Genomic DNA, 12,935 nt, shown 5'->3' with positions numbered 1-12,935 from the left:
TCGTGACGTACACCCTGCAGAACGCCGTCCTGCCGCTCGACCGCGATCCCGATCTCCTCCCCCTCTACGTCGACCCCGAGACGTGGTCGACGATCGACGAGGAGCCGGTGCGCGTCACGAACATCGCCCAGCTCGGCAACATCCTCGACCGGCACACCGCCCGCATCATCGCCGGTCTGCGCGTGTCGTTCGGCACGTACTTCAACGCGTTCCCGGCCTCGTACTGGCAGCACTGGACCGCGGTCCGCCAGGTGCGGTTGACCGTTCGCACCTCGGGCGAGGCGACGATCCTCGTCTACCGCTCCAACGGCGGCGGCACGAAGCAGCGCATCGAGACGCGCGAGGTCCAGGGCGACCACGCCGCGTCCACCTTCGACCTCGTCCTCGACCAGTACAGCGACGGGGGCTGGATCTGGTTCGACGTCGCCGCCGACCAGAGCAACGCGCTGTTCGAGGGCGCGGAGTGGACGACCGAGCAGGAGCCCGTCCGCGGCGGCAAGGCGAGCATCGGCATCACCACGTACAACAAGCCGGATTACTGCGTCGAGACGCTGAACGCCCTCGCCGACGCCCCGGATGTGCTCGACGTGGTCGACCGCGTCTTCCTCATCGACCAGGGCACCGATCTCGTCGAGGCGCAGGAGCCGTTCCCGGCCGTCGCCGAGCGCCTCGGCGAGACGCTGCGCGTGCTGCGCCAGCCGAACCTCGGCGGTTCGGGCGGATTCGCCCGCGCCATGGTCGAGACGCTGGCCCGCGAGGACAGCGACTTCGTCCAGCTGCTCGACGACGACGTGCGCATCGAGCCCGAGTCCATCCGACGCTCGGTGGTCTTCGGCCGATACGCCTCCGTGCCCACCATCGTCGGCGCACACATGTTCGACCTGCTCGACCGTCCCAAGCTGCACGCGTGGGCCGAGGTGGTCGACGACGCTCCCTTCATGTGGCGCGCGCTGTTCCAGGAGCGCCTCCCCCACGACTTCAGCGTCGCCAACCTGCGCCAGTCCCCCCTCCTGCACATGCGGCTGGACGCCGACTACAACGGGTGGTGGATGTGCCTCATCCCGACTTCCGTGCTGCGTGAGATCGGTTTATCGCTGCCGGCCTTCATCAAGTGGGACGACGCCGAGTTCTGCGTGCGGGCACGGGATGCCGGCTTCCCCACCGTGTCGATGCCGGGTGTGGCGCTCTGGCACGTCTCGTGGGTCGGCAAGGACGACTCGATCGACTGGCAGGCGTACTTCCACGCCCGCAATCGGATCGTCGCGGCCCTGCTGCACTCGCGCTCCGAGCGCGGCGGCACACTGATCCGCCACAGCCGTCGGGTCGACCTCAAGCACCTGATGATGATGCAGTACTACCCCGTCGAGCTGCGTCACCGCGCGCTGCGCGACATCCTCTCGGGACCCGACCACATGCGCGCGAATCTCGCGACGTCGATGCCCGATGCGCGCGCCGTCGCCAAGAAGCACCCCGAGACCGTCGTGCACAAGGATTCCGGCGTACCCCTGCGCTCGCGGCGCGGTCGCCAGGTGTTCAAGCGGTTGAAGGCTCATCAGTTCGACAGCCCCACGGGGATCGCCCTGCGCACGTTCACCGCCCGCACGCTCGTGTCCCACTGGTTCCACACGCCCCGACCCGAGAACGTCGAGCAGCCCGAGGTCGAGTTCGGCAAGGGCGATGCCAACTGGTGGCGGGTGCCCCTGTACGACAGTGCACTGGTCAGCGCCGCCGACGGATCGGGCAAGAACATCTACACGCGCGATCGCGCGATGTTCCGCCGCATGCTGGTGGACAGTTGGCGTCTGCACCGCCGCCTGCAGCGCGAGTGGCCCGCTCTGTCGCGCCGTTACCGCCGGGCTCTGCCCGATCTCGTCTCCGAGAAGAACTGGCGCACGACCTTCGAGAAGAACGCGTGACCGTGACCGCCTTCGACCCGAAGACCGCGACGATCGTCGTCGTCACCTACAACCGCACCACCCTGCTCACGCGCCTGCTCGAGAGCATCGAGCGCATGGACCCCGCCCCGGGTCACCTCGTCGTCATCGACAACGCCTCGACCGACGACACCACCGCGGTCGTGGAGTCCTTCCGCGACCGTGTGCCGACCGAGCTCGTCTACCGCCGCCTCGAGACCAACACCGGGGGCTCGGGTGGCTTCAGCGAGGGCATGCGCGTCGCCTACGAGCTGGGTTCCGAGTGGATCTGGCTGATGGATGACGACGTCGAGGTGGTCCGCGACGGCCTGGCCCTCATGGGCAAGTGGACCCCGCGGTTCCGCAGCATCCAGGGACGCCGCTACGACTTCGACGGCAGCGAGTTCTACTGGCAGTACCGGGTCGCCGAGTCGATGGCGATCCCGATCCCCTTCGCTCCCGCGAGCTTCGACGACTCCGGCTTCAAGCCGATGAACTCGGGATGCTTCGAGGGCATGTTCATCCACCGCGACGTCGTGGCGAAGATCGGCCTTCCCGACCCCCGCTTCTTCATCTACTGGGACGACCAGCTCTACGGCTGGCTCGCCTCGCGGGAGACCGAATCGGTCATCGTGAACGAGTTCGTCCTGCGACGCACCCGCGAGATCAAGCAGTGGGACATGGGCATCCGCCACATGAACGCCTCGAGCGACGCCTACCGGTACTACATCATGCGCAACCGCGCGTACCTGCAGAAGTACTACCGCGCGGTCGGCGTCTACCGCCCGCTCCCCTTCGCTGCGGGCACGGCGCTGACCTTCGTCAAGGAGCTCATCCGCCTCGCGGTCGTCGAGCGCAAGGTCACGGGTACGAGCCACCTGTTCCGCGGCCTGCGCGACGGGCGCGTCATCTCGCGCGACGCGTCCTGGAAGCCGATGCCGCCGCTGGAGCCGATCTCGACGACGGCGTGAAGGCGCCGCGGCGGGGCGGTCAGCCCAGTCGCTCCGGGAGCTGCTCCGAGAGGTTCGGCGCGAGCGTGCGCGCGTAGCTGCGGGTGAGATGGTTGTCGTCGCGATAGACGGCCACATTGCCGATCACGCCGACGCACAGATCGTCGGGGCAGATCCACGGCGTCAGATCGAGGAGCGACAGCCCCGGCCGATCGGCCAGGACCTCGGCCGGGTTGCGGTCGGCCAGGGAGGCGGATCGCGGAGCCGCGCAATCGCGGGGGTCCTCGGCGCCGATGACGCACTCGAACATGTCATAAGCGAAACGGGGGTTGTCCCGTACTCCCAGGACGGGGATGCCGGCATCCTGCATCCGGTCCAGGAAGCGCTCGATACCGGGGCGCAGCTGCTCGTCGTCCTCGCCCGGGTCCGAACGGGTGAGGACCGTCAGGACGGCGTCGGGACGGACCCGCTCCACCAACTCCAGGGATTCCTCCCGCCATTGATCGCACTGATCGTCCAGGCCCGGTTCGTCGAGCCCCATCGAGCACCCGCCCTTTATCAGCGAGACCACGGCCCATCCGTTGTCGGCGGCTGCCGGGAACAGCGCCGCCGAGATCTGCTGCGCGTGGGAGTCGCCGATGACCGCGACCGTCCGGCGGGCGCGGGTGATGTGCTCGGTCTCTCCGCACGTTCCGTTGAGGATCGCCGTCTGCGTCTCCCACTCCCCCGTGCACCCGCGGTCCGATTGCTGCCATTCCGCCTCGAGGAGGGTCGGCAGCGGAAGCACCGGGGCGTCCGCCGGGATCTCGGCCAGAGCGGGATCGCGCAGCACGCCCGCGCCGGGGTTCATCACCGTGGCCCGCGCCTCGACGGCGCGCTCGCGCGCCCACGTCGTCGCCTGCCACGCACCGACGGGGAGGGCGACGACGCTGACGGCGGCCGCCACGATCGCCAGCGGAACCAGCGGGGAGCGGTCCGACCGCCGCCACCCGCGCAGCGGCGCGTCCACGACCCTCGTCAGCACCCGCGCGAGAAGCAGCGAGAGCGCGACGATCCCGATCCCCCCGACGACCCCCACCTCTTCGCGGTCGTTGACGACGAGGAAGGTGATGAGCACGGGCCAGTGCACGAGGTAGAGCGCGTAGGCGTTACGGCCCAGGGCGCGCAGGGGGCGGGATGCCAACATCCGAGCCGGGCCGGCCCCCCGGCCGTCGGGCGCGCCCGCCGCGACGATCGCCGCGGCGCACAGGACCGGCCACAGGGCGAGGAAGCCGGGGAACCCGCCGCGGACGTCCAGGACCATGCCCAGCACCAGCAGGGCGGCCAGGCCGGTCCAGCCGACGACGGCGCCGGCGACACGCCCGAGGCGGAGATGCGGAAGGGCGACCACGAGCAGGGAACCCGCGGCGAACTCCCACAACCGCGCACCGGTGTCGAAGTACGCGGCCTGCTGCGCCGTCGCGGTGCGGATCACGGAGTAGACGAACGAGAGCACGAAGACCGTGCCGAAGACCACGCCGACGACGCGATCGGCGGAGACTCCGCGGCGTCGCACGATCCACTGGCACGCCGCGAGCAGCACCACCCACAGGACGAACGCCTGCCCCTGGACCGACATGGACCAGAAATGCTGCAGGGGGCTGAGCGCCTGCGACCGGGCGTAGTAGTCGACGGCATCCACCGCCAACAGCGTGTTCTGCACGTAGAACAGCGACGCCCACGTCTGCTCCCACACCGCTCGCCAAGCGGTCTCGGGATAGACCAGCCAGACCGTGACGAGGACGCCCACCAGGGTCACCGCCGCCGCGGGCAGCAGCCGCCGGAAGATTCCCAGCAGGTGGGTGACCGGTCGGACCGGGGAGGGACCCGCCATGCGGCGGAGGAACCCGCGCGTGAGGAAGAACGCCGACAGCATCAGGAAGACGTCGACTCCCCCCGACACCCGCCCGAACCAGACGTGGTACGACACCACGAGCAGGATGGCGACGGCGCGGAGGCCGTCGATGTCGGCGCGGTAGGCCCAGCGCGCCCCCTCACCGTCGACGGCGAGGGGGGAGGAGGACGTCGCGGGCGCGGGGGTCACGCCAGCTGGTTGTTCCACATCGACAGGGCGGCGCCGATGGCCATGTGCATGTCGAGGTACTGATAGGTGCCGAGGCGCCCTCCGAAGTGGACGTCGCGCTCGCCCTTGGCCAGCTCGCGGTACGCCAGCAGACCGGCGCGGTCGTCGGCGGTGTTGACCGGGTAGTACGGCTCGTCGGCGCGGGTGGCGAAGCGGGAGTACTCGCGCACCACGACGGTCTTGTCCGTCGGGTACCGGTCGGCGCGCTCGGGGTGGAAGTGCTTGAACTCGTGGATGCGCGTGTACGGCACGTCCGCGTCGGCGTAGTTCATGACGCTCGTGCCCTGGAAATCGCCGATCGGCAGGACCTCCTGCTCGAAGTCGAGCGTGCGCCACGACAGCTCGCCCTCGGCGTAGTCGAAGTACCGGTCCACCGGCCCGGTGTAGACGACGGGGACCTGCCCGACCGTGGCCTTCTTGTTCAGCGGCTGCGACTCGTCGAAGTAGTCCGTCGACAGCTTCACCTCGATGTTCGGGTGATCGGCCATACGCTCCAGCCACGCGGTGTACCCGTCGACGGGCAGACCCTCCCACGTGTCGTTGAAGTACCGGTTGTCGTACGTGTACCGCACGGGCAGGCGGGAGATGACCTCGGCGGGCAGATCCTTCGGATCGGTCTGCCACTGCTTCGCGGTGTAGTCGCGGATGAACGCCTCGTACAGGGGGCGCCCGATCAGCGCGATGCCCTTCTCCTCGAGGTTGGCGGCATCCTTCGCATCGAACTCCCCGGCCAGCTCGTGCACGAGGGCGCGCGCCTGATCGGGGGTGTACGCCGCCTGGAAGAACTGGTTGATCGTGCCCAGGTTGATCGGCAGCGGGAACACCACGTTCTTGTGCGTCGTGTACACGCGGTGCACGTAGTCGGTGAACTGCGTGAAGCGGTTGACGTACTCCCACACCGTCGGGTTCGACGTGTGGAACAGGTGCGCGCCGTACTGGTGCACCTCGATGCCCGTCTCGGGCTCATCCGCGGAGTAGGCGTTGCCGCCGATGTGGTGACGACGATCGATGACGGTCACCTTGCGACCGGCGGCGGCCGCACGCTCGGCGATGGTCAGACCGAAGAAACCGGATCCGACGATGAGGAGGTCCATGGAGAAGGGCTTTCGTGTCGGGTGACGGGGCTCACCCCCGCGGGAAACGTCCGCTCGATACTACCCGCGGCGCCTCCGAGCCTCGGCGGCCCCGCTCAGCGGCCCCGCAGAGACCGTCCGATACGATGGCGTGTCGAAATGACCGCAGACGGAGACGGAATCGCATGAGTGAGTGGATCAGCGCGGTTCCGGCGTACCTCGTCGTCGCTCTGGTCCTGATCCTCCCGGGCGCCGCGGTGATCGTCACCGGATGGGGGTGGCGCAGTCCCGGACGCCTGCTCCTCGCGCCGGCCGTGTCGGCCACGATCGCGGCCGTCGCCGCATCCGTGGCTCCCCTCGTCGGCCTGCGCTGGAGCGTGCTGCCCCTCGCTCTGGTCACGCTCGTGGTGGTCGGCATCGCGTTCCTCCTGCGCCGCCGCGCGTCAGCGGACCCGCGCCCCGCCGGGCCCGGCACCGGCGTCCTGGCCCTTCTCGCCCTCGCCCTGGCCGCCGTCGCCAACGCCGTCAATTTCGCCCGCGCCTTCGGCGCACCCGGCAACATCGCGCAGAGGTTCGACAACATCGTCCACCTCAACGCGATCGCGTCCGCGCTGCAGAACGGCAGCGCGTCGCCCTTCCAGATCGGTTCGACGTCCGACATCGGCTTCTACCCGAACGCGTGGCATGCGTTGACGACACTCGGCGCCGAGCTGACGGGCGCCGCCGTCCCGGTCGCGGTGAACGGCGCCAACCTCGCCGTCGTCTCGATCCTGTGGCCCGCGTCCGTGATGGCCCTGGCCGGCGCCTTCTTCGCCGAACGTCGGACCGCGTTCATCGCCGCCGCCGCCCTGTCCACCGGGTTCGGCGCGTTCCCGGCCCTGTTCTTCAACTGGGGCGTGCTGTACCCGAATCTCGTCGGGTACGCCATGATCCCGGCGGCCCTCGCCGCGGTCGTGACGATGCTGCCGGAACGTGGCACCGCGGCGCTCGTGCGTTCCGCGCTGCTGGTCGCCCTGCTCGCCGGAGGGACGTTCCTGGGGCACCCGAACGCGTTCCTCAGCCTTCTGTTCTTCGCGGCCGCGGTCGTCATCACCTCGGCCGCCCTGCGCGCGATCTCCGCGCGCACGCGCGGAGCGGTGCTGTCCCTCGTCGCGTCCGTCGTGGCCTTCGGCCTGGCGCTGGCGGCGACCCTCGCGGTGTTCCGGACGGGGGCGGAGCACTCGGGATGGACCCCGTGGCAACAGCTCTCGCAGTCCCTGGGCGAGGGCCTGTTCGTCTCCCCGCGCGGCTACAACCCCACCACCCTCATCTCGATCCTGCTGATCGTCGCATTCTTCGCGGTGGCGCGCCGCTCGCGATGGCTCCCGGCGGTCATGCCGTTCGCCGTCGCGGTCGCCCTCTTCGCGATCGCCTCCGGTCTGCGCATCGACAGCCCGCTGCGCCAGCTGCTGACGAACCCCTGGTACAACGACTCCAACCGCCTGGCCGCTCTGCTGCCCCTCATGGCCATCCCGGTGGCCACCCTGGGAGCGATCACCGTGGTGGACCTCGCCCGGCGAGCGATGCGGCGGACGCGGGCGCCCCGCTGGATCGGCGTCGGCGCGGCGGCGGTCGGCGTCCTCGCGCTCTTCTCCGTCGCGACCGGTCCGAACGTGCGCATGGCGCTGGATCAGGTCTCCGAGGCGTACGCCTACACCGACAGCTCCCTCATCCTGTCGTCCGACGAAGAGGCGTTGTTGGAACGTCTCGACAGCGAGACTCCCGAAGATGCCCTGATCGCCGGGAGCCCGCGAACCGGGACGTCTCTCGCCCTCGCCTTCGCCGACCGCGAGGTGACGCAGAAGCACGTCTTCGGCAACCCCTCACCGGAGGTGCTGTTCCTCAACGCGCGTCTGCGCGACATCGACTCCGACCCGGCCGTGTGCCGGACCGTCGACCGCCTCGGCGTGGACTACGTGCTCGACTTCGGAACCCAGGACGTCATCGATCAGGCGGGGGCCGCGGCATATGCCGGCATCCAGGACCTCTCCCCCGGCACGCACCTGGTCCTCGTCGACGAGCAGGGACCGTCCGCGCGTCTGTTCAAGATCGAGGGGTGCTGACATGTCCCGCTCCTCGACGATCGCCGTCGCCTACGACTGCCTGTTCCCCTATTCGACGGGCGGCGGCGAACGCCAGTACCGCGCCGTCGCCGACGTGCTCGGCGACAAGGGCTTCGACGTGGAGTACCTCACGGCGACGCAGTGGGACGGTCGGACGCCGGTCGAGGAGAACTTCCGCATCCTCCCGATCACCGGTCGGCTCTCGCTGTACGACGCCGGAGGGGTGCGCCGCATCCCCGCAGCGCTGACGTACGCCGCGTCGCTCTTCGCCACCCTCGCGCGCCGTCGCCGTCGCTACGCCGCGGTGATCGTGAGCGGTCTGCCGATCTTCAACGTCTTCGCCGCACGACTGGCGCTGCTGGGTTCGGGCACGCGGCTCGTGGTCGACTACCTCGAGGTCTGGCACCGCCGCCAGTGGGTCGAATACTCCGGCGCCGTCACCGGCACGATCGCGTGGGCGCTGCAGCGCGCGGCGATCGCCCTCACCCCGCTCGCGACCTGCCACTCCCAGCTCAGCGCGTCACGACTGCGCCGAGAGGGCCTGCGCCGCGAGCCGCTGGTCAGCCCGGGCCTCATCGACGGTGCCGTCGAGGTGGCTCCGCCCGCCCCGGCGGCGTCCCCGCCCTATGTGCTGTACGCGGGACGCCACATCCCCGACAAGCGCGTCGAGACGCTGCCGGCCGCCGTCGCCGCCGCGCGCGAGACGATCCCCGACCTGCGTCTGGTCGTGACCGGCTCCGGCCCGAGCTCCGACGCCGTGCGTGCCGCGGTGCGCCGGGTCGGCGGCGAGGCGTGGACGGACTTCCCGGGATTCGTCTCGGATGCCGCGCTGCACGACCTGCTGCACGGCGCCTCCTGCCTGATCAACCCCTCGCGGCGCGAGGGCTACGGCCTCGTCGTCGTCGAGGCGAACGCCCACGGGACGCCCGTCGTCCTCGTCGCCGACGAGGGCAACGCCTCGACCGAGCTGATCGACGCCGGCGTGAACGGCGTCGTCTCCCCCAGCACCCGCCCAGAAGAGCTCGCCCGGGCCATCCGGGACGTCATCGAGGGCGGTGACGATCTGCGCCGCACCGCACGCGCCTGGTACGACACCGCGCTCGAGACCCGCACCATCCGCCGCACCGTCGAAGGGATCCTGTCGGCTCTGCCGCTGCCGACTCCCGCGCCGGTGAAGACGAAAGAAGACACCCCGTGACCAGTCCCGATTCGACCACCGTCGAACTGACGATCCTCATGCCCTGCCTCAACGAGGCCGAGACGCTCGAGGTCTGCATCCGCAAGGCGCAGGGCTTCCTGCAGCGCAGCGGCATCCGCGGCGAGGTGCTCATCTCCGACAACGGCAGCACCGACGGCTCGCAGGCCATCGCCGAGCGCCTGGGCGCCCGCGTGTCGCACGCTCCCCGCCGGGGCTACGGCGCCGCGCTCATCAACGGCATCGAGACGGCCCGCGGCACCTACGTGATCATGGCCGACGCCGACGACAGCTACGACTTCGAGAACCTGGAGCCGTTCGTCGAGCGGCTGCGCGCGGGTGCCGACCTGGTCATGGGCAACCGTTTCCGCGGCGGGATCGCCCCGGGCGCCATGCCCCCGCTGCACAAGTACCTCGGCAACCCCGTGCTGTCGTTCATCGGCGAACTGTTCTTCCGTCCCGGCATCCGCGACTTCCACTGCGGCCTGCGCGGCTTCAACCGCGCGCGCATCCGCGAACTCGACCTGCAGACCACCGGCATGGAGTTCGCGTCCGAGATGGTCGTGCGCGCATCGCTCGCCCGCTACCGCATCGAAGAGGTCCCCACCACGCTGAAGAAGGACGGCCGCTCGCGTCCGCCGCACCTGCGCAGCTGGCACGACGGATGGCGTCACCTGCGCTTCCTGCTGCTGTTCGCGCCCCGCTGGCTGTTCGTCTACCCCGGTCTCGTCGCCTTCTTCCTCGGCGCGATCGCGGTCGCCGTGCTGGCCTTCGGGGGGATCAACATCGGAGGCGTCGGATTCGACGTCACGACCATGGTCTACGCGAGCGCGCTGAGCGTGATCGGCTTCCAATCCCTGCTCTTCTTCTGGTTGACCAAGCTCTACGCGACCCAGGAGGGCTTCCTGCCGACGAGCGAGCGCTACCGGCGGATCGTGGCGAAGTGGTCGGCCGAACGCGGCCTGCTGATCGGCGTCGGACTCTTCGTCCTCGGCGTGGTCATCGGCATCGTCCAGGTCGCCGTGTGGGGCAACCTCGACTTCGGTCAGCAGAACGCCGCGCAGGCGGTGCGCATCGCCGTCCCGAGCGCCCTGCTGATCATCCTCGGTTTCCAGACCGCCATGATGAGCTTCTTCTCGGGCGTGCTCACGACGCCGCGGCGCGAGCAGCGCCCCGAAGCCGTCATCGAGAGCTGATGTCCGAGCGACGCATCCTCGTCGACCTTCTGGGTTTCACCGGCTCCCGCGGGGGCACCGAGACGTACGTCCGCGAGCTCCTGCCTCGTCTGGCGGAGCGGATGCCGGACGTCCGGTTCGCCGCCCTCACCGGGCGAGCGGGTTCGGCGAGGGTCGCCACGTTCTTCCCGGGCCGGGTCCGGACGCTGCCGTGGGTGGGATCCGACCCCGCGACCTGGGCGCTGGGCGCGGTCGTCGCGACCGACCTCCTCGCGCGACGCGACGGCGCCGACCTCGTCTGGGCCCCGGCGAACTTCGGGCCGATCCTGCGCGGAGCGCCCCGTGTGGTGACGGTGCACGACGCGATCTACGACGAGGTGCCCGGCGGACTCGCCCAGCGGGCGCAGCGGGCCGTCACGTCGTTGCTCATGCGGCGTTCCGCCCGGACCGCGGATGCCGTGATCACCGTGTCCCACGCGGCGGCCGCGAGCATCGCCCGGCATCTCGACGTCGCGGCCGAGCGGATCACCGTCGTGCACAACGGCAGCACCGAACCCCACCCCGTCGCGGAACCGCGCGGCATCCTGGACTCTCTCCGTCTGCCCGCCGACCGCCCGCTCCTGCTGAGCGTGGGCAATCGGATGCCGCACAAGAACTTCGCGGGCCTGCTGCACGCCCTCGCCGCGATCGAGCCCGGCGCGCGTCCGGTCGTCGTGATCGCAGGGAGCCGTCTGCCGGATCCGCTCGACGCCGAGGTGACGCGTCTGGGGCTGCAAGACGACGTGGTGCTCCCCGGGTGGGTGAGCGACGATCAGCTCGAAGCGCTGTACCAGGTCGCCGATCTGTACGTCTGCCCGTCGCTGGTCGAGGGGTTCGGGCTGCCGGTCGTCGACGCGCTGCGCCGCAGCGTCCCCGTCCTGGCGAACGACGTACCGGTCCTGCGCGAGGTCGGCGGCGACGCCGCGCGGTACGCGGATGCGACGGATGCCGAGGCCTTCGGCGCCGCGATCGTCGCGGCCCTCGACGCCCCGTCCGATGCCGGTGCGCGCGCCGACGCGCAGGCGTGGGCGTCCCGATTCACGTGGGACGCCGCAGCCGACGCGACAGCGCTCGTGCTCACCGCGGCACTCGACGGAGCGCGCGGGTGAGCGCCGCACCGTCGATGCGCCGGCGATTGCTGGGATTCCTGCTCGTCCCCGCCATCGCCGCCCTGTCGCCGATCATCGCCCTGCCCGCCGTCACGCAGATCGCCGGCCCGGGCGGCTGGGCGAGCGCGATCGCCGGCGAGTCGATCGGCACCTTCGCCGCCATCGCCATCGGGTGGGGCTGGGCCACCGTGGGGCCCGCCCTCATCTCGATCGCCGGCGACGCCGACGAGCGCGCCCGGCTCTACCGCGAGTCGCTGGTGGTCCGCGTCTCAATAGCGGTCATCGCCCTCCCCGTTCTGGCGGTGATCTGCTGGTTGGTCGCCTCACCGGGGGCCGAGTGGCTGACGATCCTGATGGGGATGCAGGGCGCGCTCATCGCGATGTCGTTCACGTGGTTCTCCGCCGGCATCGGCGACCCCCGCACGATCGTGATCCTCGACGCGGCGCCGCGCCTGCTGGCGAACCTGGCCGCGGCCGGGCTGGTCCTGGCCACGGGGATCGTCGTGCTCTACCCCCTGGCCGGGATCATCGTCACCCTGACCGGTACCGCGGTGTTCACGGTCCGGCTGCTCCGCCGGCATCCCGGCCCCTGGCCGCGGGTGCGGGATCTTCCGCGTCTGCTGCGCAGCAACCTGGCCGTCGCGCTCAACGACGCCGGTCTGAGCGGGTACTCCAGCGTGCCCGCGCCCGTGGTCAACGTGACGGCCGTTCCGACCGCCGCGGCCGGCTACGCGACCGCCGACAAGATGCTCAAGCTCGGGCAGTTCATCCCCATGACCCTCGCCAACGCCCTGCAGGCGTGGATCGGCGAGGCGCACGGCCCCCACCGGGCGCGCCGGATGAGCATCGCGATCGGCCTCGCCGCCGCCACGGGACTCCTCGGGTGGGCGGGGCTCTCCCTCGTCGGCCCCTGGCTGACGAGCGTCTATCTGCCCGCGGCACCGGCACCTTTCGACATCCTCCTGGTCATGGGTCTGACGTTCTTCTTCTTCTCGGTGCGCACGGCGGTGGCGCGGCTGGTGCTGTTCCCCGCCGGTCAGGCAGCGGCGGTCATGCGCGCGACCCTCATCGCGACCGCGATCGGCATCCCCCTGATGATCGGCCTCGGCATCGCCTGGGGCCCGCTGGGCGCGGCGATCGGCTATGCCGCGACCGAGGGGGCCGCGACCCTCCTGCTCTCCCGCCGCTGCGTGCGGGTGCTCCACGATCTGCGCCACTCGACCGTCGAGGCGGCGCCGTGAGCGCGCCCCCGACGCC

At 70.5% G+C, this 12,935-nt stretch carries 9 protein-coding genes; 7 read left to right on the top strand and 2 right to left on the bottom strand.

Going from position 1 to position 12,935, the window contains the following annotated elements; all coding sequences use genetic code 11:
- Positions 1-2: 2 nt before the first annotated feature.
- Both DC432_RS00555 and DC432_RS00550 read left to right on the top strand, forming a co-directional pair.
- Complete coding sequence (locus DC432_RS00555; protein ID WP_116536226.1) at positions 3-1,916, top strand: glycosyltransferase; 1,914 nt, start codon at positions 3-5, stop codon at positions 1,914-1,916.
- 2 nt (positions 1,917-1,918) lie between these two features.
- Complete coding sequence (locus tag DC432_RS00550) at positions 1,919-2,884, top strand: glycosyltransferase family 2 protein (RefSeq protein WP_116536268.1); 966 nt, start codon at positions 1,919-1,921, stop codon at positions 2,882-2,884.
- Positions 2,885-2,903: 19 nt separating this feature from the next.
- Here DC432_RS00550 and DC432_RS00545 read toward each other — a convergent pair whose 3' ends face one another.
- Both DC432_RS00545 and glf read right to left on the bottom strand, forming a co-directional pair.
- On the bottom strand, positions 2,904-4,946 hold the full coding sequence (locus tag DC432_RS00545) for an acyltransferase family protein (protein ID WP_165801152.1): 2,043 nt from the start codon (positions 4,944-4,946) through the stop codon (positions 2,904-2,906).
- Positions 4,943-6,079 carry a UDP-galactopyranose mutase gene (glf, locus tag DC432_RS00540; RefSeq protein ID WP_116536224.1) on the bottom strand — a complete coding sequence of 379 codons (1,137 nt, stop codon included), beginning with the start codon at positions 6,077-6,079 and terminating at the stop codon, positions 4,943-4,945. The genes DC432_RS00545 and glf overlap by 4 nt, the downstream gene beginning before the upstream one ends.
- 164 nt (positions 6,080-6,243) lie before the next feature.
- On the opposite strand from glf, the gene DC432_RS00535 reads away from it, so the two are divergent.
- The 5 genes from DC432_RS00535 to DC432_RS00515 are packed head-to-tail and all read left to right on the top strand — an operon-like array spanning position 6,244 to position 12,919.
- Positions 6,244-8,160: a DUF6541 family protein gene (locus DC432_RS00535; protein WP_116536223.1), complete on the top strand. Its 1,917-nt coding sequence runs from the start codon at positions 6,244-6,246 to the stop codon at positions 8,158-8,160.
- 1 nt (position 8,161) lies between these two features.
- Positions 8,162-9,358, top strand: coding sequence for a glycosyltransferase family 4 protein (locus DC432_RS00530; RefSeq protein WP_165801151.1), 1,197 nt, complete (start codon positions 8,162-8,164; stop codon positions 9,356-9,358).
- Positions 9,355-10,551, top strand: a complete 1,197-nt coding sequence (locus tag DC432_RS00525) for a glycosyltransferase family 2 protein (protein ID WP_243392966.1) — start codon at positions 9,355-9,357, stop codon at positions 10,549-10,551. Before DC432_RS00530 ends, DC432_RS00525 begins: the two co-directional genes overlap by 4 nt.
- On the top strand, positions 10,551-11,678 hold the full coding sequence (locus tag DC432_RS00520) for a glycosyltransferase family 4 protein (RefSeq protein ID WP_116536221.1): 1,128 nt from the start codon (positions 10,551-10,553) through the stop codon (positions 11,676-11,678). The genes DC432_RS00525 and DC432_RS00520 overlap by 1 nt, the downstream gene beginning before the upstream one ends.
- Positions 11,675-12,919 carry a lipopolysaccharide biosynthesis protein gene (locus DC432_RS00515; RefSeq protein WP_133177858.1) on the top strand — a complete coding sequence of 415 codons (1,245 nt, stop codon included), beginning with the start codon at positions 11,675-11,677 and terminating at the stop codon, positions 12,917-12,919. The genes DC432_RS00520 and DC432_RS00515 overlap by 4 nt, the downstream gene beginning before the upstream one ends.
- Positions 12,920-12,935 lie beyond the last annotated feature (16 nt).

The sequence above is a fragment of the Microbacterium testaceum genome, from assembly GCF_003075375.1.
Classification (GTDB): domain Bacteria; phylum Actinomycetota; class Actinomycetes; order Actinomycetales; family Microbacteriaceae; genus Microbacterium; species Microbacterium testaceum_E.
This window is presented reverse-complemented; position numbering and strand designations above follow the sequence as displayed.

Coding starts and splice junctions, on each gene's coding strand:
- glf (WP_116536224.1), bottom strand. CDS start 6,079: ATGGACCTCCTCATCGTCGGATCCGGTTTCTTCGGTCTGACCATCGCC.
- DC432_RS00535 (WP_116536223.1), top strand. CDS start 6,244: ATGAGTGAGTGGATCAGCGCGGTTCCGGCGTACCTCGTCGTCGCTCTG.
- DC432_RS00530 (WP_165801151.1), top strand. CDS start 8,162: ATGTCCCGCTCCTCGACGATCGCCGTCGCCTACGACTGCCTGTTCCCC.
- DC432_RS00520 (WP_116536221.1), top strand. CDS start 10,551: ATGTCCGAGCGACGCATCCTCGTCGACCTTCTGGGTTTCACCGGCTCC.